Genomic DNA, 25496 nt, shown 5'->3' with positions numbered 1-25496 from the left:
AAGCTGTTAGCGGTTCGGCATTTTTTCCTACGCTGTATATTTCACGTTTAACAATAATCAATCGCAGGCGGTATTACAGAATATAACCGTGTAAAGAAGTAAAATTTATAAAATGTAAAGATAAAGAGGCGTCTAAACGTGCTTCATCTTAAGATTCTTCCGTTGGCTTTTCACTTTTGGCTTCCTGCGCCATGCGTTTGACAAGCACGTAAAACTCTTTTAAATGCCACCAGGCAGGGCACATCTCAAGGTCTCCTTTATAATGGTATATAGTAAGGAAACAGCTTTTAAGGAAAAGCTGGGAATCTGTGATTTTAGCCCATGGCTTTAACTCCACTTCCTCAGGCGGGGGAGTGGCTTCAAAATAGCGTTTTATTTCTTCTGGGGTCATGGGGCAAAATTAGGTAAAAATTGCAGAGAGGGCAAGGGCGGAGGGGGATAGTATAAAGTATTTTTATTGTTTTGGGGTTGTTTTTTTTAACTCATCTGAAAATCAAAGAATTGTAGCTGCGGGATTGGATTTATTTTTTACACGCAGATAATTTTGTGATCCCATAAATCTTTGTTTCCTTTTACTGTTTGAAGAAGTGCTTTCAATGAATTTTAGATATTAATATACCCAGGTTACCACTTTAATTTCCCTACATAACCTAGATTTTTAATAAAGATAATGATATGATTACAAAAGCATTATCTTTTATATATCTATCTCATTATTTCTTAAATTCACGTAATGGAACCTAAACTTTAGGAAATGGAGAAGAATAAAATTTATAACCGTAATTTTAAAATAAATATTGTAAAACTAGCGCTCGAAACAAATTTTTCTAAAGTTGCAAAAGAATTTGGCATCGCTGCTACAAACATCTATAGATGGAAAAATGAGTTCCAGAAATATGAAGAAGTGAAATAAGTACTGATTAACATCGGTTAATAATAAGTGTTAAATCGCTGTAAAAGAAATGTTTACAGCGGTTTTTCTTTTTTATTCCTTTTTGATTCGGCTGTTTTTTAATCGTTTTTTACCATATATTTGTACCACATTTGTACCGGCACTTAAAAGGCGATAAAGTGGCATTTATGTATACTTATGGTACCTTAATGAGGAGATAAAGGCGATGAAAAGAATAAAAAAACAATGTCTTAACTGTGGCGAGGAGTTTCTGCCCAAAACAGTGGCTTCTGTTTACTGCTCGGCTATATGCAGTAAAAAAGCATACAAACAGAAGATAAAGCAGTTTAACAAGGACGCGGAGCTGAAAAGGATGATAGATAAAATACCGGAGGACAGAGTATTTCTTTCTGTCCCAGAAGCTGGCATACTTTTTGGCATAGCCAAAAGAACCCTCTATAGGCTTGTCGGCCAGGGAAAAATTCCTTCAGTCAATTTAGGAACCCGCCTTGTAAGGATAGACCGGAGTATCATGGAAGGGATGTACGGCCCTGGCCACAGCCTGCCGAAAGCTGAGAACACACCGAAGAGAAAATTGTACAGCCTTGAAAAAGAAGACTGCTATTCCATTGGCGAGATAGCTGAAAGGTTTCAAATATCTGAAGGTTCTGTCTACAATCATATCAGGAAATATTCAATCCCAACCAGACTGATCGGAAAGCATGTATATGCCCCCAAAACGGAAATTGATAATTTGTATAACGGAAATGATTTTATATGAAACAATTAGCAAAAACCAAGGTGACTGTGCGTCTTCGAAAAGCAGAAAACCAAAAAGAATGGTATGTCTACATAGAAAGCTATCCTGTTGAGGTTTCCAGAAAGAAAACGCCCCAGAGAATCCGTGAATATTTAAACAGAACCGTAACAACAGTGGAGTGGGACAAGAAAAGAACTGCCCGCACAGATGCAGAGGGCATAAAATCCTACAAACCCAGACGCAACGATAACGGAATTATAATGTGCAGAAGCGAGAGCGACCGTGAAATAATGCTCTATGCTGACGCAGTGCGTAATATACGGCAGAAAGAATACGATAATACAGATCTGTACAGTGATGCTGAGAACCTATTGACTCAGCAAAAAGAAAAAGCAAAAGAGGATTTTATTAAATACATTGCTGCTGTGGCGGCTAAAAGGCATGCCCGAAGTTCAAAATCCATTCAGATCACTTGGGAGCGCACCAGAGAATTTTTAAAAAGTTATTCAGCGGACAGCCTAATGTTTTCGCAGATTGACAGCAGAATGGCGGAAGATTTTAAACTGTTTTTATTATCAGCTCCACGCGGAGGAGGTAAAAAAGGAACCATTTCCCGCAACACTGCGGCAACCTATTTCTCCATATTTAAAGCCGCTTTGAAACAGGCTTTTATTGATGGATATTTAACCGTTGACTTATCTCCAAAAATAAAAGGCATACCTGAGCAGGAATCAAGACGCGAATATCTTACCATTAAAGAATTGAATACATTGGTCGAAACGCCCTGCGAAAAAGATGTCCTTAAAAGAACCGCGCTTTTCTCAGCGTTTACTGGCCTGCGGCATTCCGACATTCAGAAGCTCCGCTGGAAAGAGATCAGCCTGGAAGATGGCATCGCTAAACTACATTTCACGCAGAAAAAGACAAAGGGTGTCGAATATATGCCTATTTCCCAGCAGGCTTTCCAGCTGTGCGGAGAACCTAGGCTTTCCGCGCAGCTTGTTTTTGAGGATCTACCGGACCCGTCGTGGATTTCACGCCCTCTGAAAAAATGGGTTGAATCTGCTGGCATTAAAAAAAACATTACCTTCCATTGCTTCCGCCATACATTTGCAACACTGCAGCTGTCGAGCGGGACAGACATCTATACGGTCAGCAAAATGCTGGGGCATACCAATGTAAAAACTACTGAAATATACGCCAAAGTAATAGATGAGAAGAAAAACAGAGCTTCGCAGGCAATACAATTGGAATCTTTAAAGAAAAGAGCGTAATGAAAATAAAGTACTTCGAATATATTGCAGTTTACCTGTCTGTTTTTTTAGTCTGCGTCTTTGTCGGCATAATCGGAAGACTGGTACTTCTGGAAAAAGGTGCGGATGAATATACGGCTGGCATATTTTTCTGGATCAGCACTGGATTTGGAGTTTTAATGTTTGCAATTCTAAGCTTATTTCTAAACGAATTGGCTGCCAGAATACTGAATCGTTTTTTGAAGGCTAAAAAAAAGGAATTACCTGAAAGCTGGATTCCAAGCATAGACCTTGAAAAAATAGAAGAGAGGCAACGAGATGTTTTAATTAAACCCGGATTGTCTGAAAATAAAAATTCAGCCGGAGATATTGAACAGATAAGGGAGCAGCAACAGCTTGCAGTCAAAAATCAAAAACAATCTAGAGTTGATACTGCCATCCGTTATGCACAGCAAGAATTCGCGCTGTATACGTCAGATGATGATTTGAAACAATTGGGCAAGAATATAATCATATATGCGGAAGGCATAAATTTCGAAAAGATTAGACCGGTAAAAGTAAAATATCTGTCTAATCTCGATCTTTATCATTTTGGCTGGAATATCTGGAATTGCTTTAAAGTCAGCAGACAGGACAGAGTCGCACAATTTTTAAAACTGACTTTTGCCGATGCTTTAAAAGATGTTGAAGAGAATAGCATTAAAACGCATCTAAAAGATGATGAACAGAAAGGGATTATAAAGATTATGGAAGATTTTACTAATTTTTAAATACCAATAGGTATAAAACACTGTGTTTTTCAAGTGTTTTTGTTGTAAAGAAGCACACAGCAGAAACACTTTTTTCATTTGTGTCATAACAAGTAAAAATGTTAGTTATGGACATAAACGAAATCTCTTTTGAGAACCTGCCCAAAGCAGTAGCACACTTAGTGAAAGAAATTACCGAGATTAAAATTCTGATTCAAAATATACAGGTATTTGAATCTAAAGAAAAAAGTATTCCTATTGGTATTGAAGAAGTAAGCCGGCTAATTGGAAAAGCAAAGCCTACAATTTACACTCTTGTAAGGCAGAGAAAAATCCCATGCTATAAATATGGTAAAAAGCTGTACTTTTTTGAAGAAGAACTTTTAGAATGGATCTCTAAAGGGAAAAAGAAAACAATACAGGAAATCGAATCAGAAGTATTGAAATATAATCATAATCGAAATAAATAGATGGATAATAGCCCGCAAGAATACTTATTTCAATCCATTACAGTATCAAAAAAAATTAGTGCAAAGCGATAAGTTATCTAAAGAAAAATACAACATCCTTTTAATATTAATTGCTTTGACACGATTTCAACTGTTTCAAGGAGAGCAGGATTCGAACCTAAACGTCTAAACCCCTGCTTATACTGCATTTGTTAAATTTTTTTAACCACTGTGCCAGATTTTGCCACGAAACTTAGAATGGTCAATTTTTAAGAACATTATTTTGTTTTAAATGAGGTGATATAATCCTATTTGTATCAAAAATAGGCAATTCCTTAGTAAACTAATAACCTTAGTTTTTTGTGGCAAAAAAAGGTATCACTTTCATTTTTTTATTAATTGCGCACATATTTTTGGGTACATGGGCAATTGCTTATGGATTGAAAGAACCTTAGTCCGATAGATATGGAATGGGTACCAGAATTGTATTGTGATAAATCATTCATCATGATTTGATAGGAATAACCTAAAGTAAAATAAGCCTTTTTGAAGCCTATCATTGGTCCGATCGTTAATGGTTTTCCTATTTGATCATTCAGAAATCGGTACGATATACCGGCCCAGTAATAATCATCGTACCGATTAAATTTTCGGTATTTCAAATTCAGGTCGGTAACAGAACGTCCATCACTTTTATACCACTGGTAAAAGATAGAAGGCTCGATTTCCGTTTCGTTTTCTAAACGAACAGCATATCCGGTGTAGAATTGGTAGTTGGTCAGTTCTTTGGGTTCAGGACTTGTAAAAGAATCCAATTTTTTAGGCAAAATATTGGTCATATTGGCGCTGAAATAAAAACCTTTGTTGCGATACAAAAAACCAGCTTCAAAATTATTATTGGATGTAAACCTGTTATCGGTTATATCAGGATCCGGTTCAGCAGGTTTACTATTATTGATATCTATTTTAAATGAATTATAAATATAGGAAATACCAAAAGAAAGGTATTGTTTTGAATAATAATCCAGAATAAGATGATGGGCAAAAGTAAATTTGCCACCAGCCTGTTTGACATTCCCATTAGTATCATTATACAAGGATAATCCAACTCCGGATCTGTCTAATATTCGAAGATCGGCATAAAAAGATTGATTCTGAGGGGCATTTTCGATACCCACCCATTGCTTATAAGCATTCAAATTAATCCTAAGATCATCACCAATTCCGGCATAACCAGGAGAAATAATAAAGGGATTATCTGCCAAATATTGAGTAGCTACCGGTACATTAAGTTCTTGACTGTAATTGATCATTACATTCAACAGAAAGAAGCAGTTTATAATTTTCTTCATCTTATTTTTATTACTTAAACGTTAGATTACAGACTATCTGTAAAGAGTCACATTTCCAATAAATTCCCGGTCATCTCTGGTGTTTCTAAGTTTTAAAACATACCAGTAATCTCCGGTGGGAAGGTTGGCACTTTCATACTTTCCATCCCAGGACTCTTCATGTTTTAGCACACATATTTCACGGCCATAGCGATCGTAGATCCGGATTCTGATATCGGGATAGTTATCCTGTCTTAATGGTTTCCAGCCATCATTTATACCACTGTCATTTGGAGTAAAAATGTTGGGAACTATGATATCGATAAATTCAAAGTACTTAGTTGCTGTTGCGGTACAGCCATTACTATCGACAACAGTCGCCGTGTAATCTCCGGATTTGTAATAAATATATTTAGTAGTAAATTTTAAAACTTCATCATTGATGGTAAGGCTGTTATAAAAACCTGAACCTCCTTTTATGGTTATAATGATTTCATTCAGTCCTCCCTGACTTAATGAAATCGTCAAAGGAGGGTTTGATTCATCAACGGCAAACAAAGGTGAAACCTCACTACATCCACTTACATGCTCTACCTTTACAAAATGATTTCCGGCGGGGACATTGCGAAATATATTACTGTCCTGCTTAGGTTCTTTTCCGTTTAATGAGTACTTTATTAAAGTGGGATTTGTATTACTGGCGTCGATCTTTACAGTAACCTTATTTCCGGGAGTATTACTTTCGCAATCATAGCTCACCTTTGCAGTGGGTTTAAGAACAATGGTTGGAATATCCAGCAGGATTGCTAATTCAAACGGACAATTATTTTTATCCAGAATATATAAAGTGTGTTTGCCTCCAGAAAGGTTGTCGAAATCTAGTTGATCCTGAGTGTAAGTCCCATTGCGATTGTCTAAACTTGTTTTATAGGGAGGAATTCCTCCTGATATGTCAATACTAAAAGCAGCTGTTTTTTCTCCAATACATATTTCTTGTTTTATACTGCCCTGTACTACAGAAGCGTGTATTGGCTTCGGATCGATAATCGTAATTACATCATTAATGCGGCAATCATTTTCATCTTTAATGGTAATATTATAGGTTCCTGCTTTTATCCCCCTAAATATACCCGTATCAAAAAACTGGTTGGGTAATGACGAAATTGCATATTTAATTCTTCCGGTTCCACCGCTAGCTTCCATTTCAATAGTTACATTGGCTAAACCGGCGCAGGTAACATTGTCATATTTTACGCGGTGGGTAAGGGAGAGCGTGGGTTCTTCTATTTCTATCGGAACAATCACCGGATCGCAGTCCCCACTTGTAACTCTAACCTGATACAAACCGGCCGGTAATTGCGTAAAATTACCCGGAGTGCTTTGTGTCGGATTAAAGGGAAGTTCAAGCCCTTCATGATCTAATAGCGTAAAAACATAGTTGCCTAAACCACCTTTTGCCTGGGCCGAAAGCTCACCCGTTAAATTTCCTTTGCATTTGATGTTTTTTGATGAATTTATTTTTAACGTCAAAGCCTCTAATGGATTATAGTTGAATGACCCTGCATAAACTTCTTTGCAATTATTCGCGTCTATGACATAAAATCGATAATTCATAGCGGAACTATGATTTGGTATGATGATACTCATTGGACTAGGACCGGTATAATATTTTTGATATTCCTCACCATTTGCATTATTGCCCAATACCGTAAAAGTGTAGGGAGGCGTTCCGCCTATGGCAGTCACCGTGATCTCGGCAGGAGTACAGGTAGGAACTTTAGTAATTTGAGTACTGGCGGTAAGTACTTTTGGACCTGTAATTGTAAATGGATAACGAGCTTCGCATCCGTCTGTTGTAGTAACCAAAATATTATAGTCGCCAGATTTCAAATTGTCAAATGTATAGGTGTTACCTGCAATTGTTCCAGAGGTTTTTAGAACTTCATTCCCGGAATAAATAGTAAACACATAATTGGAACGTACGTTGTTTGCCGTGACTTCAATAGAGGCCGTATCATCAAAACAGTTTAGAATTGAATTGGAGATTTTGTGGGTAATATTTAAGTTTTTATGTTCAATTTTGATATTAGGAATCTCATAAGAGCACTTTGCCTTATTGGTTGAATTGGGTCTGATGTACACCGTATAGGTTCCGGCAATTTTTACGGGCAGATTTGTACTGGTCTGATAATTTATTTTATCCAGACTGTATTCATAGCCGGTTCCCATTGCCGGGCTATTGACAGTAATGTTGCCTGCTGTTTGGCAAAAAATATTCTCAGAAGTTGCTGTTGGTACTATTTCGCCATAAACGTTGAAATAAAATGGAGCCGAACAATTAGTTCCGTAACTGAGTATGACACGATATTGTCCTTCTGAAGTAATCGCATAATTTCGATTATTATTGTTGTTTAAAGTATCCCACTGACAAGCTGTGGATTCATCAGGGCAAGTTGCGCCGGGAATGAGAGCACAGTTACTTTTTTCCCATGTTATAGAGGACACTCCTTCGGGTATGTTCAGATTAATAGTTTTAACAGGGCTATTGGGACACAGATAAAAGTTGGTTAACTCCTTAGCATTGTTAGCTGCACAAATGATCTTCTCACCAAAAGCTCCTCCCAGAGGATCCAGATCGGACATGATGAAAGGTTTGACTTCGATAATTTCTTTAAGTGTGGCGCAAGCCTGATTGGGTAAGGGGTTTGCAAAAGGAGTGCAGACCACATAATAAGTCCCTATAGCGTCTACAGTAATGGTTTGACCCGATTGAAACACAGGGATCCCCGATGGATTTTTGGACCAACTGTAGCTCGCAAATCCATTTTCTGCTGACAATATTGTATTAGGTGGACATAATAGGGCTTCTGACTGTTTGTCGCAAAACAGTAAATTGCTTAATATGTTATTGGTTTTTCCATCTATATTTTCACAGTTATAAATTAAACCCGAGTCACCGTTAAAATGGGTTTGATTGACAACTCCCGTGAAGCTGGTAGAAACCTCATTCGTAATGGTCAGGTCGCAGCTCTGTTCAAAATTTGGATCTGAATCTAAAGTAATACAGGAAACGACCTTAACTCTGAATTCGATAACAGATGGGGTGCCGTCAATATTTACTAAACTGTCTGAGACTTCAAAAATAATGGTTCTCGTTTCGGGATTATAGCCCGATAACTGATTGCCATTGGCATCATAAGTGACCACTGAACTTACAGTAACACCGTTGGGTAAACTGGTGAGGTCTTGCGGATAATTAAAAATTACATTTTTAGGCAGAATGCTCTTAATTAAAACTTCTCTGGCATTGTCATCGCCATTATTGTTAAAGGTTATTTTATATTTTAAGTATTCTCCTAAATTGACAACCTCATTGTCTTTGACTTCAACATTATTTTCATTTGTAACCGTTTGTTTAATGACAATATTTGGTTGTACAATATCTATTGCTAAAGTGACTAATGAAACGGCATAAGCATCTCCGGCGGTCGTTAATTGAAGGTCGAGCGATGTTTGACCGTTCCGTAAATACCCTTTATTGATATTGATAAGATCCATATCAAAACCGAAGGTATTTAATCTGGAAGGGCTTCTTTTGGTGATGTATTCGGCACCAGGTATGACCGGACTATCTGTAAATAAAGGGGCAGATGGAATGGTTATCGAAGAATTAAAAACATTCCTCACATCATTAAGCTCATTAAAAATAGATTTGAACACCGGCTTTCCATTGCTGCCTATCGTTTTGATGTTCAGATAGTCACCCAGGTAAGCCAATTCGCCCTCCTGAGAAACAATACCTATAGTGGCCTTTACCGGTTCGGGACCTGCGGGGGTGATAAATCCGTCAACGGTAAAATTGAGTTCCGTCAGTTCTCCCTGATTTGCATCTCTTTGAACTCCGACAAAACCATCAAAAGTGACAATTTTTTTACTGGGCTGTGTGATGTCTTCATACACAATTACTAATGTCCAGCCGGAAGTAGAACCTAAAGTCCTTCTTCCTTTGGTTGCTTTAACATTTGCAACAAAATAATTACCATTAGGATCTCCAAATTCTTTTAAGCGATTTGTAACGTCTGCGTAACACAGGTAAGGAGCATTTCTAAAACTTTCACGTATGTTGGTTTCATTTAAACCGTCGAAAATGATTTCATCTGCTGTTATGTCCTGATAATTGGTATCCCAAGGACGTTTAAACTTAACTTTTTCCCAATCGTCTAAACGTTTTGTCCCTGAAAAGTTGTTTTCGTTATTAGGGTTAAATTTCCTGCTCCTGTCGTTGATATAAACGGCCTGCCAGTATAAACCGGCATATATAATCTTTTTACAGGCGCTCTCAATATGGAGTTCAGCACTACTCGAAGCAAAGTGATGTTATCGTTATCGATATACTCCATGCTTTTTCGATTATTGGCTAATCCATCTTCCTTATCTTCACCATCTAAGTCAGGATCGATCTTCCAGAGACTTCCATTGGATAATAATCAATCATTTTGTTTTTTCTGAAATGCTCAAAAAAAGCCGATTCTGGCGCAACATGAAACAGCTTGATTCTGGTTTTAGAATTTAAGAGTGTCGTTTTATTTTTAAAAAACAGGCAGATAAGTCTGTGGCGTTCCAGAGAAAAACAATTCAGGCAAAGTGCATTGGGTCTTTTATGTTTTAATCCGAAGGGAAGAAAAGTCATATATTTTTGCTCGCAGATAGAACATTCTACGTTTTTTCCCTTAAGGAAATATTTAAGGAAATTAAATTTAACTTTTCGTCTAAAAGACAATTTATGCTCTGATAATATATTGTTTTATTTTTAAAATAAAAATCTTAGATTGAACTACTTTTTTATGCTAAACTTTGTTTTTGAAGTAAAACTAATATCTGATTGTAATACAAATAAAAAAAATGCTTTAAATGAATAATTTAGTGCTATGAGTTAGAGATTTTCTGTTATGAGTGAGAAAATATTTGCCATATCTTTTGTTTTAAAAACAAGTAAGATATTCTTTATAAACACTGCTTTTTGAGGTGGTCACTTTGAACCGGAATCAACTGATCTCTTTTACAAGAATAGAGTGGTCACTTTAAACCGGAACAAATTGCTCTCTTTTACCGGAATGGGATGCTCACTTTTGCCAGAATTTGCAAACTCTGCGATTTCTTTCGAGTTTACATGGCAGATGCGACAGTACTGCCTTATTTTTTTGTGCCAAAAAAGGTATTCCTTTCATATTTCAAATGTGACAAAACTTCCCTTGGCCTAAAAATATTTTTGTACAGTTATTTCGGTTTTTTATACATAAAAAAATGGCACTCATGTCATTTTTTTAATTTACATCATAGGGGCTAACTTATCTTTAAAAAAAAACTTGGTTTAATAAAAAAAAGATCGAGAAAATTTTTAAGCTTTAAAAGTTTTCAATTTACTAAATGTGCACTTGTATGGATCGAAATTGTTGAAGCGCTTAGGAAGAATCAAATGATTATATGGCATTTGGAAAAAAATATGAGTTTGAATTTTTAAATAAATAACACTAATATCAAATTATATGAAAAAAGGAATAAACATCGTAACGCTTATTGTTTGCTTAGTGGCAAATGTTCAAGTATCGTTTGTACAAAACGATGCGCTAAAAATACTTCCCAATGGTAATGTTGGCATAGGAACAACAGATCCAAAGGAGAAACTTTAGGTAGATGGAAACATTAAGTCTGAAGGAAGAATTGCAGATAAAACGGGTAGTATTATGCCAGTTGGATCTATTTTGGCTTTTGCAGGTTCAAAAATACCGGAGGACTGGCTATTGTGCGACGGAAGTTCTTATGCGACAGTCAGGTGACAAAAGTGAACTTTTTAGCGTAACAGGCACGTTGTATGGAGGAGGAAATGGACAATTTAGAGTTCCTGATTTAAGACAAACCTTTGTTATGGGAGCAAATGCGGCAAATGTAACAGAACAGGTTGGCAAAAATGGCAATGCAGACAGGCATTCGCATTTGATCACCCCGCCGGAAACGTCAACTATCACCACTACAGTCGGTTATCATAATCATGAATTTCCGAAGCGCTGGTACAAAAAAGATTTTGGTGGCGTAGGTCATTCCGGTCTTGATACTGATGGTACTGATGTGAAGGAAATTGGTACCGAATACGCCGGTAGTCACCACCATCTCGTTACCGTAAAGGCACCCGTTTTTCGGAGTGATACCTATACAGGAGATAACCGTCCAAAATGGTTGGCTATGAATTATATAATTAAATACTAATAAATATTCTAAAATCAACAACTATGGCAGTAGCAATCACAGAAATTAAAAATCTTAGAACTTCAGATCTATTATCTGAAGAAAATGTAAAAAAATTTGACAATCAAATCGCTTATTCCAGCACAATTGTGGCTGATGGAATTATTTCAGATTGGATATCTACTGATAATATTCAGGTGACCTGGAAGGATGCTGATAAGGTGATAGCCAGAGCGGTTGGCGGAAGAATGACTATCGATAAGACCAAATATACGATTAGTGGATTAATAAATGTTTCAAACTACAAATTTGGTTTAAACGGAGAGATAGAAATTGGCCCAAAAGACAAATCAGAACCTGCTGTAGTGGTTAGTGTGAGGATAGGGAATATTCCTTCTGTCAAAAATCCAAAAGCAGACTGGATTATCGATTTTAGTGATAAAGAAGATGGTAAACCGGGTTCCAGCATCAAACTTAAGAATTTGGTAGAGTGGATTCAGGATAAAACCGGTGATACTGAAAAACCAGCTTATCCTGAAAGTGAAAAGGATAATAAACCAGAAGATTTATCGATTGTTTTTAAAGAGTTTTATTTCAATATCACCCAAAATACCTTCGATTTTGATGTGCAAACGCAAAAGGAGAGTGACTTTAAATTTGGAAAGTTTATCATCAAAAAAGCAGGTTTTAGAGTGACCAATACTCCGGTAGTTGTTGATACTAAGGCGTTGGCAGAATAATATTTTACACACAATCAAAATCCATATCTAAGGAGTTGTAAATTCAAAAAGAGCAATTTATACTATCCTTGACTACAATGATAGTGCGTTCAGGAGACTGATTGCCAGTTGACTTACCCCAATATCTTTTAAATATGTCAGATTCAAACTCTTTATTGTTGGAACTTACAGGGCAGACAGAATTCCACTTAGGAAATTCGTTTGATCCTGTTGCTGTTGCGATTACAATAGGTTATAGAAAGAGAATTAATGAAAAGGCAGAAAAAGAAAGTTTTTTATATGCTTCGCTGGAGTCTGAAAAAAAAGAGGGTTTAACCGTACAGGATTTAGTTAATTGTTGTACCGAAAAGGAGATCGAGATTCCTGAGATTTTAAATGCTGTTGCTTTCAAACGGTTCTGCGTAACCTACGGAACCGGAGGAATTGACGAAACAGAATTTAAAATTGAGTTTGACTGCAAAATAAATATAAACGAAAAAGATTTTGATGCCGGAATTGTAATCCATTCTCAAGTAATAGAGGGAGTAAAGACCTTTTTGTTTGGAGGGATCTTAAAAGTGGATGAGCACTTTTTCTCGCTTGAATTTGCTCAGGATAAAGGAATATGGTATGTGTATGCTAACTATCAGAATAAAGGGGAAGTAACGATTGATTTAAGAGGAATCGCTACAAAATTCTTTGGGGAGGAAGCCACATATAAAATGCCTGAGGTTTCTTTTACCCTAAAAGAATTTAAGGCTTTCTTGCTTTATAAGAAAACAAAGAATACCTCCGGATTATTTTTTGGAATGGGATCGGGAATCAATTTAGATTTAAAAGATCTTCCTTTAGCAGGCCCAATCTTATCTGAGAACAATGCCTTTGCTTTTAAAGAGGTTTTAGCCATTTACGCGGGCGGAACTTTTGGAAAAGAAGAATTGGAACAATTTGACGGATTACCGCAAGTTGCTATTAGTTCCGGTTTTAATATTACCACACTGTTGGAGATCAATAAGAAAGAAGAATATTATGTTTTAACTAACGGGACGGATCAGGACTATAAAGAACCGGAACAGTCAAAGCAAACTACTGTTACCGCTGTCGTACCTTTAGAAAAGGGGGGGGCTTCTAATGCAAAATGGAAAAAATTAGATAAAAAAATTGGCCCTATAACCATTCAAAGATTGGGTTTTGCTTATCAGAACAGCAGCGTTATTATGCTGCTCGATGCCTCAATGGAAATGAAAGGAATGGGGTTACAGTTAATGGGGTTTGGTCTCGGTTTTAAACTGCACTGGCCGCCTTCAATACCGGATTTCTATTTAGACGGATTGGGGCTTTCTTATAAAGCGCCTCCGATAGAAATATCCGGAGCATTTTTGCACGCAACAGCCATTTATGAAGGAAAAAAGATTGATGTTTACAACGGAGGAGCAATTATAAAAGTAAGTCGTTTTACGATTGCCGCCATAGGATCTTATGCCAAAGTAAGTGATGAGGCCTCTTTATTTATTTATGGCGTTTTTGATGGACCGATTGGAGGCCCGGCCTTCTTTTTTGTAACAGGAATTGCAGCCGGATTTGGCTACAATCGTAAGGTAAATGTACCGTCTATTGACGAGGTAGCCCTGTTCCCGCTTGTAGCTTTGGCCATGAAGCCGGAAAAAGATGAGGGATTATTAGCCGTGCTGGCTTCATTGGAAACACCAATGAAAAATGGCAAAAAACCAATCGAAATTTCTATTGGGGATTATTGGTTGGCGGTAGGGATCAAATTCACTTCTTTTAAGCTTATTGAATCGTTTGTTTTATTGACCGTGAATTTTGGGACACAGCTTGAATTTGCCATTCTGGGGCTTTCCAGATTGAGCTGGCCCGAAAAATCAATGGCACCTGAGCCCATCGTCTATATAGAATTCGCGATTCTGGCTCATTTTGGCCCCGGAAGTGATGTAATCTCCGTTGAAGCTGTTATTACACCAAATTCATATGTTCTTTCAAGAGATTGCAGATTATCGGGAGGCTTTGCTTTTTACACCTGGATAAAAGGACCTCATGAAGGTGATTTTGTCATTACGCTTGGGGGCTATCATCCAAAATTTATAAAACCGGCTCATTATCCTGCTGTACCAAGGTTAGCCTTAAGTTGGAGAGTCAGTGATCTGATGTCTATTAAAGGAGAAATGTACTATGCGCTTACTTCTTCGGCAATTATGGCAGGAGGTAAATGGGAAGTTCTTTTTAAGACTTCTATTGTAAAAGTGTCTATTGTAATATGGGCAGATATGTTAATTTTTTGGGCTCCTTTTCAATATTATATTGATATGGGCATCACCATTAAAATTGAGGCCGATATTAAAATTGTATTTATTCGGGTCCATTTTAGTTTTGAAATGGGAGCGCAATTACATATCTGGGGGCCCCCTTTTGCAGGAGAAGCCTATGTCGATTGGGTTATCTTTTCATTTACGATCCCTTTTGGAGATTCTTCTAAACAGAAACCGAAAAAACTCAATTGGGAGGAGTTTTCAACAGGTTTTATTCCGCAGAAAAAAGCAACCGGACGTGAACAAAACAGACTTGAAACGGCTACGGTCACAAGCCCGGAGCCAACGAATATCTCCATTAGTAATGGACTGATAGAGGTCAAGGGAGAAGCTAAATTTCCCGTCATAAACCCTTCTCAATTGGCGATTACAATAGATTCATTTATCCCTGTTTTAGTTTTAAAAATAAACGACAAAGAAGTCGCCAAAGATACAAGAATGAAATCTGAAGCAGGTGCTAGAACCTATGCCGAAAGAGAAAGAAACATTGGTATACGACCGTGTGGCTTTAAAAAAGATGCGGTGTCTTTTGAAATGAATGTGGATATCATCCTCCATAATGTTAAAATGGACGTAGCCGTTTTGTGTTTGGCCAAAGGAGTAGCAGAAGCGTTATGGAGCGGAGAAGATTCAGTACACAATAATTTGAATCCGGGCACCTCAAAAGTAATTCAAAATGTGCTTAGTGGTTTGGTGTTACAGCCTCCGGCTTTACCGGAAGTTGCACAAATACGGACATTTGATTTCTCAGCGTTGTTTGATAGGACTGAACAGAAATTTTTCTGGAAGTTTTCGTTAGCAAGAGCCGGTGAAGCCTATCATGCCTTTGAAGTTTTGGGGTACTACGACGAGGAACATAAAGTAAAAATCGCCGGTATACTTGAAAAAACATACGAAGACGCAGCAGTAACGATCCGTCGAAAAAAAATACATGCGCTTCTTAAAGAAGGTTTTGATGAGAGTCTTTCGGATATCGATGAGGCGGCAATTTTTACCAATATGACGAACGAGGAAGTGTATTTTAATGGTATCCCTGTCTTATGTGAGATCGGGCAAATACCGCAATACAGTACCGACGTAAAATAATGTATCGTATAAAAACTAAATGATGAGTGAGCATACTAAAATAGTGCAGTGTTTTTTGCCTCCAATGGTGGCCGGTAAATATACGACTGAAGTAAACCAACGGATCTTAAAAGAGAATAGAAGTATTCAGGATATAAAAAAGACATTTGATTTTGGTGTTGATGCGGCACGTTTTACGCTTAATCCAAATGATATTTATTCGGTGTATCCGCCTGCAAACAAATCGGGGAGTTATTCTGAGTCGTTGCCGCACCTTGTTTTTACCCGAAGAACCCTGCCCTGGGAACGTACTATAGACGGTTTGCCCCCGGTTTTTCAGAGAAGTACAACTCCTGAAGAAAAGCGCAATACGCTGGATTCGCCACCAGTGCCCTGGATGGCACTTCTTCTTTTTGATGAAGACGAGATGAGTCAGCTGCAAATAGAAAAAAATACACTTGCCGCAGTGATTCAGTCTGATACAGCAGATGGAATTATTCGGCCTGAAATTTTTGGTACGCAATCAGCAATTAAAGAAGAGGTGCTGCAATTAATGGAATGGGAAAAAAGCACAGATGGTTGCTTTACCATTGATCTTACAAAGGAACAATTTGAAACGCATGTCCCCTATATGGAAAGTCTTTCCTTACTGGCACATGCAAAAGAAGTGAGTATTGAAAATAAAGACAAAGAAGGCATCACTGACCTAAATGCGGATGGCAACGGAGTTTTTTCTGTTATTGTGGGCAACCGACTACCAGCAAGCGGAAAACAGAATACGGCAATAGTAGTTTCTTTGGAAGGGCATACCCGTTATCTAGCAGATGCAAGCCCCAAAGCAAATATTCCGACCGACATTAAGATCAGACTTGTTGTACTTGCCAGCTGGAATTTTATGGATTCGGGCAATGCGAGCTTTTCGCAATTAGTGAACAGTGTGGATATAAAACCGATCAGTATTCAAAGAGAAAACGAAGCAATTGAATTGCGTCCTTATTTTGATTCGGGTTATGTACCCCTGGAACATTTAACTAGAACAGGAGCCAGTACGATTAGCTGGTATCATGGGCCGTTTGTTCCAAAATTATTTCCGTCTACTTCAAAAACGGTTTCGTTCTCCTCTTCAGATGCTGCTTTGCGGTACGATAAAACAACGGGGTTTTTTGATATTTCTTTTGCAGCAGCATGGCAATTAGGACGTATCCTTGGTTTGCAAAATCAGGAGTTCGCAAAAGCATTACTAAACTGGCGACTAGCGCAAACTCAGTTTACTGCCGGCAAAACAAAAGAAGCGCTTCTAAATACTATTCTTGAAGACAACAGTACCCTTTATTTAAAAGATAAAGTAATTCATTATTTAGGCGCGATTGACAAGGTTGAAACGGAATTGGCAACAGAAAAGAGGTTCGATGAAATAGTAGATGTTCCAACAGAAGTGAAACGTTTTTTAAACAACTTATATAGCGTAAACGGTATTCCTTTTTCTTATCTCTTGCCTCATGAATTTTTATTGCAAAAGGAGCATCACATCAAGGAAGATACTTATTCCGGCACACTTTCCCTGTTTTATGTAGATCCAAACTGGATTGAGGCATTGCTTGACGGAGCGCTTAGCATTGGCAGGGTAGCAAACCATGATCCGTTACTCGAAATGACGATAAGTGGCCAATTTATAGAGGGGTATAACACCGGATCTGTTGTAATTGATAAAGAAGGAGAAATATACGGCAGAAGATTAAATACTACGGGCTTTTTATTTCGCTCTGACCTGGTTTCGGGCTGGAGAGGATTAGAAATTATGGCCTTTGATGCTCAAAATAAGGCTCTTAATGCCCTGCGTTTTGAACGAATTGATTCGGATATTTTTTTAGGGATTTTCAATGGGAATATTGCCCGTATCATTATAAAACAGCCTTATGAAGGTCTTCATTTTGGACTAAAAATCGATAAAGGCGGTTACAAAAAAAATATAAAAAATGAAGATGGTACCAATCAGGTAATAGTTGACGGAACTGCCGATGTTAATCGAGAATTAAATAATGGTTTGCTAAAAAACAGGATCTTAGACGTAGCAGGTTTAGCCGCTGTAATGCACAAGAAACTGGTAGAAAAAGATTGGATGGATACTACAGAAAAGAGTGCCGGAAAGTATTTTACTTCTGCAGAATTTGCTTTTCAAATGGTGGACAGTCCGGTTAAAAAAGAAATTTTGATCGAAGTATAAAAAAAGACAACCATGAGTAATAATTCCAAACTTTTTGTACCCATGTATATGGAAGCACTGGCGCTGAGCAAGGACAAGAAGGATTGCGTGGATTTAAGTCCACAATTGCAACAATACACTCAGAGTATTTTAGGAAATGTGTTACAACCCAATATAAAGAAAGAGGTAACCTTAAAAAGAGGGATACACCTGCATTGGACCTTGCCGAAAGCTTTGAAACATTCTTTTGTAGACGAAGGGGGAGAAGCAAAATTTCCATTTGCGCCTAACCGATGGATAGTAGCTCGTATCCGAACCGATAAAGGATTGGAAAATATGGATTGTCGGCTATGGATTGTTAGAAGCGATGAAAAAAATGCTGTTAAAGGCAGGGACGCGGAATTAAACTGGATTACAATACACAAAGACAAACTCGATCTTAGTAATTTAGGAAAAACCTTTGAGTGGTCTTCGGCGTATGATGATGCCATTTCGGAGTCAATTCTAACAGGAGTAGGAGCCGCCAATCCGTATTTTTCGTCCTTTTATCTCAGTAGTAAAAACGTTTTTGGCTTTCATGATGACATGGAAGATATAGATTCGGATTGTACTTTAACTTATGTGGTTACAGGATGGTACAACAATCCGGCCGATGATCCGATCTCGCCTCCGGATTTTGACGGAGAAGCAAAAACAAACGAACAGACGGGCAAGGAAAGAGAATTAGACTGGTTTAAACAACAGTGGAAATATGACGGGAATGAATATCCTGAATCCTGTTTGCTTCATTCTTCTATCCATAGCATTCAATGGAATACGGAATTAAAAAGCGGAGTTCCTGACGGAGAGGTACAGGTTTATGCGGGCAATACGGCAGTAGAATCATTAAGCGCTCAAATTATAAAAAGCAATGAAATTGAAAAAACAGGTATCGAAGAGTTGCTTAATGCCTTACAGTACCAATTTCTGGAAGACAATACAAATGAACCCGGTTTAAAAGCCATACAAACCGAAATTCATAAAAGAGGTTTTTCTCCCAAAAACAGAAGTTCGTTTTGGGAAATAACGAGAGTTGAAGCAGATGACAGCCAATTGGAAAGTAAAAACGACAGCCCTTATTTTCCTGAAAACAATGCTATTTCAAAAGAGCTGAATGAGTTGAATGAAGTTCAGATTAATAGTAACAAAATAAAAGAGGAAATCATAAGCCTGCAGCAGGAACATTATTTTTTATGGTACAAACAAGCTTCTAAAACTGTTAATGGTTACGATGTTGCGGACTTTGATTACAACGCATCCCGGGAGCCTATTTTAAACCAGTTGGTAAGCAGAAAGATAGAGATTGAATTATTGACTACAGAAGTAGAACAACGCGTTGCTGCTTTAAATACGCACAAGGAGCTATCAGGTAAAAACGCAGCGTTTATCCTCAGGCAGAAACTCGAAGATCGTTTTTGGGAACCCAACGATCCTGTGCTTTTACTTTGCGGTTCAGGAATTGGTAACACCGAAAAACCTGTTTTTCAAAGTTCAGACAAAGAAATCAATTGCAGAGTTGCTTCTCAGTTATTGAGTAAGCTTTATATAAAAGTGCCCTACAACGAAACCACTATTCCGGTCACGATTTTCAGTTCTAAAATTACGATTCCGAAAGTGGATGAATTAGGGTCTGCCAAAATACCTTTTAAGGAAATAAAGACACTGGTCTGTGAAACGCTTTTGCTGGATCATTCGCTTTCTTTAGACTTTGCTCTTGAGGCCTATAAGGAAGCACAGTTGGGGGAAGGAAAAGACAAAACCAGCCCTGCCATTAAAGCTTTTGGCAAAGAGGTAGTCAAAATTCAATTGAAGCCTCAATATGAGGATAATGAAAAAGCGCATGAAAGTTTTGCCATAACCCTATGGCAACAGGCATGGACCCCTTTATTTATGGTGTGGGATGCTGTATATACTCCCGATGATTCTGATATTAAAAATTTGGATCTGGTGGAGTATACAGATAAATGGGAGTTGCAGGAAGGTCTTTATTTTAATAAGCATTCGACTGGGGCTAACGGACAAGGGGTTTCGATAAGTGGCATAAGCCCATTCTCTAATTCGGTTTTTGCAAACCTTAAAAGAACGATTCCGGATAGTCTAGTCAATAAATATGGAAATCTGAATCTTTTGGCTCAATCATTAAGCGGGTTGAATAAAACCTTGTTAATGCAAAGAACAGACATTCAATTGCCTCCGTTTAAATATGTAAGCGATGAAGACTACAAATTTGCTACGGAATATTTGATTGACCGCGACGAATTAAATATTATTGGTGACGATGGCTACAAAGTCGGGTGTAATCCCGGCAACATTTATGGCACCGATTTAAACCTTTTTAATCCGTTGCGTTCAGGGAGTCTGGATATAAAAAACCTTTCGATAGTAGATGTTTTCGGACAGGTAAAAAAAGTAATAACAGATAAAGCAACTAATAATCCTGAAATAGCCTGTGCTGTTATGCTAAAAGCCAATCAGAAAGATCAGGGTACCACAATACCGCTGCCACCGAGAATAGTTCAGCCTTCGCGTTTAAAATTCAGCTGGTTAAACGCAAAAGACAACTTGGTGTATCAGGATACCGGAAAAATCGATAATCCGATTTTTGGATGGTTAGTTCCCAATTATTTAGATAAAAACATATTGATTTATGATGGTGAGGGTAATGAAGTTGTCGTACTTCAAATCGCATCAGATGTGACAAAAGACGAAGGACTGAGTTTGCTAAAAAGGCCTTTTCCGGGCGGGAATGTCATTCCGGATTTAGAGGACAATCTACCCTTAAAGAAGCTGCTCGATGCATTAGATAGCGGAAGTAAAGTATCAGGTCTTATGGATTTGGCTTATAAGATAGGTTTAAATGCTTTGGGCAGCAATGCGGTACAGCAAAATACATCGGCATTGTTATACGGTCAGCCATTAGCTTTGGCTCGTTGTGCAATAGGGTTGGAGGTGCTGGGATTACCGTATTACAACCAAAGATGGGATAGATCAGGCAAAGAAGACATTGGCTTTATAGACACGGTTAAATTTCCGCTGAGCATAGGGGATTATTCCATGGAGAAAGATGGCCTGGTAGGTTATTTTCGTGATGATGATTCAGACGCATTTTACATGACAACCAATGCTCCTGACTTTAATTTTAGCGATATCCCTTTTTTTAGAAAGAACGCTTCATTAAAAATGACCTTACATCAAGATCCATTAAAAGTGAGCTTGTTACTCAATCCTTCCATGGGAACTCATCTGTCGACGGGGATTTTGCCTACTAAATTTATTGAACTGTTTCATTCTAATTCTTCCCGGGTATTGTCACAATTGAATATTAGTTTTAGGGTAGCTCCCTTTATTGCAGAGCAAGTAGCCCCGGGTATCCCGATACCAACGAGTATTAGTTCAAACTGGAAATGGACGCATAAGTCGGACGTGATGACCTGGAAAAACAATGAAGACCTCCCTGAGGGAAAAAGCAAGCAGATTTCGGGTTTTAAAAAACAACAAGTGTATGAGGGATGGTTGAGATTAAGCAATTTAAAAACCAATAATTAACGTATTAAATTCAAAAAAATATGGGGTATGTAACAACTGGCAGTAGTAATTTGGTAAGAAATGGTGATGCTTTGAAGCTGGATATACTAATTTCTGAGGAAAATTTAAGAGCCATTTTATTAATGGGCGTTTTTTCGATCGGGAATCTGGAAACTATTGTAGAAAAAGAAGATTTGAAAAACCTGAGTTGTGAACTATGGGCAAAAATTGACGATACCAATAAACTTGCAACTTTTCCGGTAAAAATTTGCGAGTTTTTATTTGATAGCAATGACCCGGGCAAAAGATCGTATATTTTTCCAAGAGACTATACCGATGAATATACCTATCTGATCCTAAAAATCAGAGCAGAGAAAGCTACGGTTACAACACCGTCTACAGAATTACTAATAACCTTTAAAGATAAAAAGGACACAAGCGTACCCAGAGAAATTGTGGAGATCCCTTTTACCGTTATAGTGAAACAGGCAAAACCGGAAATTAATCTGTTCGAGTCCAACTATACGGTTTTGCAACGCAATAAGGCTGTGGTACTATCCTGGAACATTAAAGGCGAGCGCTACATTTTGAGAGAGGGATTGCAAGAATTACAGAAAGGGGAGGTAACAACAGGTTCCGGAAATTATTTGATAAATAGTGTCGCGAGTGGGGATCATTCTTATACACTGGAAGTAAAAACCGGAGACGCTTCTATTACAAAAATAATTCAGGTAAGAGCCCTGGGAGAATCAAAGTTATATACAAACGCAAACCCGACCGGGATTGATGCTTTATTTACGATAGGTAATTTTTGTGTGAGTCAGGATTCTTCTTTTCTATTTAGTTTAATGTTAAAAACGGAAGGCGGGAGTACACGGATCAATCATGTTGGGTATACAAATACCAATGAAGGTTTCTCGGAGAATTGGCAAAGAGTAACACTATCAGAAGAGGAGAAAAACAGCTTAAAACCTTTTGCCAACTCTCCACTGTTACACCTGAAAAGTACGGGAGAATTACATGGGCGATTGTTTTTTACAGGGGGGAGTTATATAGAACCTATGAAATTTAATAATCGTGTAGCGATCCTTAATTTAGATGCCGAAGCCGGAGCAAGAGTAGTCATTACAGAGGCTTTACCATGGTCTTCACGGACAGGACATTCTGCGGTACTCTTTCCTCATGGAGATGAGGAGAAAATTTGGTTGTTGGGAGGCGTCGACGAGTGGGGAAGAGCGTTAAATGACGTATGGGTATCGGGAAATGGCAAAGATTGGGACAACATCAACGCAAACGGAAGTGTTAATGTGAATAAAAACAATCCTGCAAAAATGCCCTGGAGCCCAAGATATCTTGCCGGTATTACAGTAGAACTTGACAACAACGGAAACAGGAAAGAACTATGGATAGGCGGTGGTTTTTCGGAAATAGGAGGGACTGAGACTTCTGATATCTGGAAATGGAATAAAAACAGCTGGATGGAAATAAAACCCTTAAAAATCAATACTAATTCTTATCTGTCCAGTGGCTTATCATTTGTAGGAAAGGATACGATAGACAGTACCGGTATTTTTTTGTTAGGAGGTTATCAAGAGAAAACTGATAAGAAAAAATATTTTAGCAGAGTAACCTTAAATAATGGCGATTATGGCAGTAGTCAGCTGGACACATCATCCGTCGAATTTAGTTTTGACACAACAAAAGACTCCAAAATTGTAACCGGTTTTTTTAAAGGTTGCTTATGGTACATGGTTCTGACTGATGGAGGTGATCGCGGAATTACGTATTCTATTTTGTTTTATTGGGTACCGGTGGTAACTAGTCAGACTTTGATTTTAACATAATTTAAAAATATAAATTAATGATTATGAATAAAATATACCATACCTGTGTCGTTTTTTTACTAGTAATGCTGATAAAACCTCAAAATGGGTTTTCGCAAGTAAAATATACGGTTTTATTGCCCGAAATTGACAAGGCAATACCTTCGGAGAGTAGTGCTGATTTACGCGTTAGTGCCAATGAAAAAGGAGAAGAAACCAGTAAGTCCTTTTTTAAATTTGATTTTAAAAGTGTACCTGTTAATGCTAAAATTGGATCACTGGCTTTAAAATTATACAACAGACCCAATGACAGGATGTCTGAATTTTCGGTTCAGACCATTACCATTTTAAAAGGCCCTAATGGATGGAGCGGAAGTGAAATTAGTTTGACGGATCCGGGATTAAACTGGGCCGATATAAAAAAAAATACCGAAGGTCCTATAGGGATGGATCAGTTAAAAAAGAGTTCTGCTTCAGCGATGATGAAACTCAGAATACCCGATTTGCCTAAACCTGTTTTAGGATTTTTGCCGGATGGAATTTTATCTTTAGCGGCTCGTTCACCTGAAAAGGGACAGGATACGCGTTTTTTTTCTTCTATAACAGCCGAAACGCCTTCGAACTTTTCTAAAAAACCAAAAGTACTGGCAACTTATGAAGTAGACCCGTATCCTTTTAGAGAAGACTGGTCTCAGTCTTTTGTAAACGCGCAGCATAACAGTTTATTAAATTGGAAATCAAATAGCTTTGTGGTCGAGGCACAAATTCGAAAACTGCCAATAGGGAATGAGTATTTTCAGGAGATTGGCCCAACGGGTGCCCTGGCAATCTATAAAAACCAGCCTCTTGTTTTTACTCAGGCAACTTCGGGTACACAGGCTGTTTTTTATGTAAAACAACTGGACTCGAGAGGAAACGTTTTGTGGCTAAAAGCAGTTGATGATGTTGCCAGATCATGGCCTTTAATTGACGAAAGAGGAAGGCTGTATTATATTTCGAGATCCGGAAAACTGAGCATACTGGATTTAAACAATTCCGGAAATATACTGTTCAGCAAATCCCTGTCGGAAATCACAAACAGACAGTTGAGCACCATCAACAATAATGCAACTATCGGGTACGACGGAACGCTTTACCTCCCATCGGATCCTGGAATTGTGGCCCTATCGGCCTATCCGCAATGTAAAATACGTTGGAAATACGAACCAAAAGCCAATGAAATTATTGGTCCGGTTTCGTTAAGTCCCGATGAAAGTAAAGCTTTTTTTATAGCTGTTGATACGCAGCAGAATAAAAGCCGTCTGATCGTATTGAACAATTTGGACGGAAGTAGTATAGCAACATCTGACTATGTTTTGGGAGGGTATAAGAATGATACTAATTTTTATATTCCGTTTCCGGTGGTTCAGGACAATTTCAGAGTTTTTGTACTCAATGGTTATGATAATAGCAGTAAGCTGTTTGTTTTTGATGTTGACGAAACAACAGGAGATATCAAAACACAATTTATTGACTCAGAAAATAACGCTAATACCGGGATTTCGCAACCCGTTATGGATGCAAAGTTAAATGTTTTTTTTGTTTACAATAATAAACTCGCAAAATACAATCCCGTCGAGAATAAAGCGGTTGTTTTTGATAAATCGGTCGTCCAGTTGAATAATGCATCGATACTGGTTTCCGATGCCTCTTTTACGATTTATGCTACAGATTCGTACAGCTCGCCGCAAAAAATAATGGGATTTAAAAATGATGTAGATCATCCCAATGCTTTTTCAGTTGGTTTGGAGGCTTCTGTTGGTAACATCAAGAAAAATGTAACACTTGCGCCCGATGGAACACTTTATACGGTTACTGCAACCAATCTGATAGCAGTAACTGCAAGTAAAGTTGCCGAAAATGAAGTAACTGTTAGTCAGTCTAATTTAAGTACGAATACGGTATATCGCGCCTCTGCTTCTATTATTGTCGAAGGGCTCACGATACCCCCCTCTGTTACTACCATCTTTAATTCGGCGGGAAGCATTGCTTTCAAACCCGGATTTACGGTTACCAAAGGAGCTCAGTTAACTTGTAAAACAGGTTATTAATTCGAAATTTTATTTAATTAAATCCTTA

At 37.9% G+C, this 25496-nt stretch carries 19 protein-coding genes; 14 read left to right on the top strand and 5 right to left on the bottom strand.

Features of this window, described 5'->3' with window-relative positions:
• Window positions 1-148: 148 nt before the first annotated feature.
• On the bottom strand, window positions 149-391 hold the full coding sequence (locus LNQ34_RS22160; protein WP_230001300.1) for a DUF6965 family protein: 243 nt from the start codon (window positions 389-391) through the stop codon (window positions 149-151).
• 363 nt (window positions 392-754) lie between these two features.
• On the opposite strand from LNQ34_RS22160, the gene LNQ34_RS22155 reads away from it, so the two are divergent.
• The 5 genes from LNQ34_RS22155 to LNQ34_RS22135 all read left to right on the top strand — a co-directional run bounded on the left by LNQ34_RS22155 (window position 755) and on the right by LNQ34_RS22135 (window position 4124).
• Complete coding sequence (locus tag LNQ34_RS22155; protein WP_230001299.1) at window positions 755-913, top strand: transposase; 159 nt, start codon at window positions 755-757, stop codon at window positions 911-913.
• Window positions 914-1118: 205 nt separating this feature from the next.
• Window positions 1119-1673: a helix-turn-helix domain-containing protein gene (locus LNQ34_RS22150; RefSeq protein ID WP_230001298.1), complete on the top strand. Its 555-nt coding sequence runs from the start codon at window positions 1119-1121 to the stop codon at window positions 1671-1673.
• Complete coding sequence (locus LNQ34_RS22145; RefSeq protein WP_230001297.1) at window positions 1670-2926, top strand: site-specific integrase; 1257 nt, start codon at window positions 1670-1672, stop codon at window positions 2924-2926. Before LNQ34_RS22150 ends, LNQ34_RS22145 begins: the two co-directional genes overlap by 4 nt.
• On the top strand, window positions 2926-3675 hold the full coding sequence (locus tag LNQ34_RS22140; RefSeq protein WP_230000563.1) for a hypothetical protein: 750 nt from the start codon (window positions 2926-2928) through the stop codon (window positions 3673-3675). The genes LNQ34_RS22145 and LNQ34_RS22140 overlap by 1 nt, the downstream gene beginning before the upstream one ends.
• A gap of 107 nt (window positions 3676-3782) precedes the next feature.
• A complete protein-coding gene (locus tag LNQ34_RS22135; protein WP_230000564.1) occupies window positions 3783-4124 on the top strand; it encodes a helix-turn-helix domain-containing protein in 342 nt (113 codons plus the stop codon).
• Between the two features lie 374 nt (window positions 4125-4498).
• Here LNQ34_RS22135 and LNQ34_RS22130 read toward each other — a convergent pair whose 3' ends face one another.
• The 4 genes from LNQ34_RS22130 to LNQ34_RS22115 form a co-directional block, all read right to left on the bottom strand.
• On the bottom strand, window positions 4499-5455 hold the full coding sequence (locus tag LNQ34_RS22130) for a PorP/SprF family type IX secretion system membrane protein (RefSeq protein WP_230001296.1): 957 nt from the start codon (window positions 5453-5455) through the stop codon (window positions 4499-4501).
• A gap of 33 nt (window positions 5456-5488) precedes the next feature.
• Complete coding sequence (locus LNQ34_RS22125; protein ID WP_230001295.1) at window positions 5489-9394, bottom strand: T9SS type B sorting domain-containing protein; 3906 nt, start codon at window positions 9392-9394, stop codon at window positions 5489-5491.
• Window positions 9395-9654: 260 nt separating this feature from the next.
• Entirely contained in the window at window positions 9655-9834 is a 180-nt protein-coding gene (locus LNQ34_RS22120; RefSeq protein WP_230001293.1) for a hypothetical protein, read from the bottom strand.
• Window positions 9835-9878: 44 nt separating this feature from the next.
• The gene (locus LNQ34_RS22115) at window positions 9879-10124 is read right to left on the bottom strand and encodes a hypothetical protein (protein ID WP_230001291.1); all 246 of its coding nucleotides are present in this window, start codon (window positions 10122-10124) and stop codon (window positions 9879-9881) included.
• A gap of 856 nt (window positions 10125-10980) precedes the next feature.
• Here LNQ34_RS22115 and LNQ34_RS22110 point away from each other — a divergent pair.
• The 9 genes from LNQ34_RS22110 (at window position 10981) to LNQ34_RS22075 (ending at window position 25468) form a co-directional block, all read left to right on the top strand.
• Window positions 10981-11124, top strand: a complete 144-nt coding sequence (locus LNQ34_RS22110; RefSeq protein ID WP_230001290.1) for a hypothetical protein — start codon at window positions 10981-10983, stop codon at window positions 11122-11124.
• Between the two features lie 54 nt (window positions 11125-11178).
• The gene (locus LNQ34_RS23690; protein ID WP_428979073.1) at window positions 11179-11271 is read left to right on the top strand and encodes a tail fiber protein; all 93 of its coding nucleotides are present in this window, start codon (window positions 11179-11181) and stop codon (window positions 11269-11271) included.
• The gene (locus LNQ34_RS22105) at window positions 11255-11698 is read left to right on the top strand and encodes a tail fiber protein (protein ID WP_230001289.1); all 444 of its coding nucleotides are present in this window, start codon (window positions 11255-11257) and stop codon (window positions 11696-11698) included. The genes LNQ34_RS23690 and LNQ34_RS22105 overlap by 17 nt, the downstream gene beginning before the upstream one ends.
• 23 nt (window positions 11699-11721) lie before the next feature.
• On the top strand, window positions 11722-12417 hold the full coding sequence (locus LNQ34_RS22100) for a hypothetical protein (protein ID WP_230001288.1): 696 nt from the start codon (window positions 11722-11724) through the stop codon (window positions 12415-12417).
• A gap of 134 nt (window positions 12418-12551) precedes the next feature.
• Complete coding sequence (locus LNQ34_RS22095) at window positions 12552-15809, top strand: DUF6603 domain-containing protein (protein ID WP_230001287.1); 3258 nt, start codon at window positions 12552-12554, stop codon at window positions 15807-15809.
• Between the two features lie 19 nt (window positions 15810-15828).
• A complete protein-coding gene (locus tag LNQ34_RS22090) occupies window positions 15829-18012 on the top strand; it encodes a hypothetical protein (protein WP_230001286.1) in 2184 nt (727 codons plus the stop codon).
• Window positions 18013-18024: 12 nt separating this feature from the next.
• Window positions 18025-21576: a hypothetical protein gene (locus LNQ34_RS22085; protein ID WP_230001285.1), complete on the top strand. Its 3552-nt coding sequence runs from the start codon at window positions 18025-18027 to the stop codon at window positions 21574-21576.
• A 20-nt stretch (window positions 21577-21596) separates the two neighbouring features.
• Window positions 21597-23399 carry a hypothetical protein gene (locus LNQ34_RS22080; protein ID WP_230001284.1) on the top strand — a complete coding sequence of 601 codons (1803 nt, stop codon included), beginning with the start codon at window positions 21597-21599 and terminating at the stop codon, window positions 23397-23399.
• Between the two features lie 23 nt (window positions 23400-23422).
• Window positions 23423-25468, top strand: coding sequence for a hypothetical protein (locus tag LNQ34_RS22075; RefSeq protein ID WP_230001283.1), 2046 nt, complete (start codon window positions 23423-23425; stop codon window positions 25466-25468).
• Window positions 25469-25496: the final 28 nt, after the last annotated feature.

The organism is Flavobacterium lipolyticum (assembly GCF_020905335.1).
GTDB lineage: Bacteria > Bacteroidota > Bacteroidia > Flavobacteriales > Flavobacteriaceae > Flavobacterium > Flavobacterium lipolyticum.
Note: the sequence above shows the minus strand (reverse complement) of the source record. Positions and strands in the feature narration are given on the sequence as shown.

Excerpts from the sequence above, each read along its gene's own strand:
- LNQ34_RS22160 (WP_230001300.1), bottom strand. The coding sequence starts at position 391 with ATGACCCCAGAAGAAATAAAACGCTATTTTGAAGCCACTCCCCCGCCT.
- LNQ34_RS22155 (WP_230001299.1), top strand. The coding sequence starts at position 755 with ATGGAGAAGAATAAAATTTATAACCGTAATTTTAAAATAAATATTGTA.
- LNQ34_RS22150 (WP_230001298.1), top strand. The coding sequence starts at position 1,119 with ATGAAAAGAATAAAAAAACAATGTCTTAACTGTGGCGAGGAGTTTCTG.
- LNQ34_RS22145 (WP_230001297.1), top strand. The coding sequence starts at position 1,670 with ATGAAACAATTAGCAAAAACCAAGGTGACTGTGCGTCTTCGAAAAGCA.
- LNQ34_RS22140 (WP_230000563.1), top strand. The coding sequence starts at position 2,926 with ATGAAAATAAAGTACTTCGAATATATTGCAGTTTACCTGTCTGTTTTT.
- LNQ34_RS22135 (WP_230000564.1), top strand. The coding sequence starts at position 3,783 with ATGGACATAAACGAAATCTCTTTTGAGAACCTGCCCAAAGCAGTAGCA.
- LNQ34_RS22130 (WP_230001296.1), bottom strand. The coding sequence starts at position 5,455 with ATGAAGAAAATTATAAACTGCTTCTTTCTGTTGAATGTAATGATCAAT.
- LNQ34_RS22120 (WP_230001293.1), bottom strand. The coding sequence starts at position 9,834 with ATGGAGTATATCGATAACGATAACATCACTTTGCTTCGAGTAGTGCTG.
- LNQ34_RS22115 (WP_230001291.1), bottom strand. The coding sequence starts at position 10,124 with ATGACTTTTCTTCCCTTCGGATTAAAACATAAAAGACCCAATGCACTT.
- LNQ34_RS22110 (WP_230001290.1), top strand. The coding sequence starts at position 10,981 with ATGAAAAAAGGAATAAACATCGTAACGCTTATTGTTTGCTTAGTGGCA.
- LNQ34_RS23690 (WP_428979073.1), top strand. The coding sequence starts at position 11,179 with ATGCCAGTTGGATCTATTTTGGCTTTTGCAGGTTCAAAAATACCGGAG.
- LNQ34_RS22105 (WP_230001289.1), top strand. The coding sequence starts at position 11,255 with ATGCGACAGTCAGGTGACAAAAGTGAACTTTTTAGCGTAACAGGCACG.
- LNQ34_RS22100 (WP_230001288.1), top strand. The coding sequence starts at position 11,722 with ATGGCAGTAGCAATCACAGAAATTAAAAATCTTAGAACTTCAGATCTA.
- LNQ34_RS22095 (WP_230001287.1), top strand. The coding sequence starts at position 12,552 with ATGTCAGATTCAAACTCTTTATTGTTGGAACTTACAGGGCAGACAGAA.
- LNQ34_RS22090 (WP_230001286.1), top strand. The coding sequence starts at position 15,829 with ATGATGAGTGAGCATACTAAAATAGTGCAGTGTTTTTTGCCTCCAATG.
- LNQ34_RS22085 (WP_230001285.1), top strand. The coding sequence starts at position 18,025 with ATGAGTAATAATTCCAAACTTTTTGTACCCATGTATATGGAAGCACTG.
- LNQ34_RS22080 (WP_230001284.1), top strand. The coding sequence starts at position 21,597 with ATGGGGTATGTAACAACTGGCAGTAGTAATTTGGTAAGAAATGGTGAT.
- LNQ34_RS22075 (WP_230001283.1), top strand. The coding sequence starts at position 23,423 with ATGAATAAAATATACCATACCTGTGTCGTTTTTTTACTAGTAATGCTG.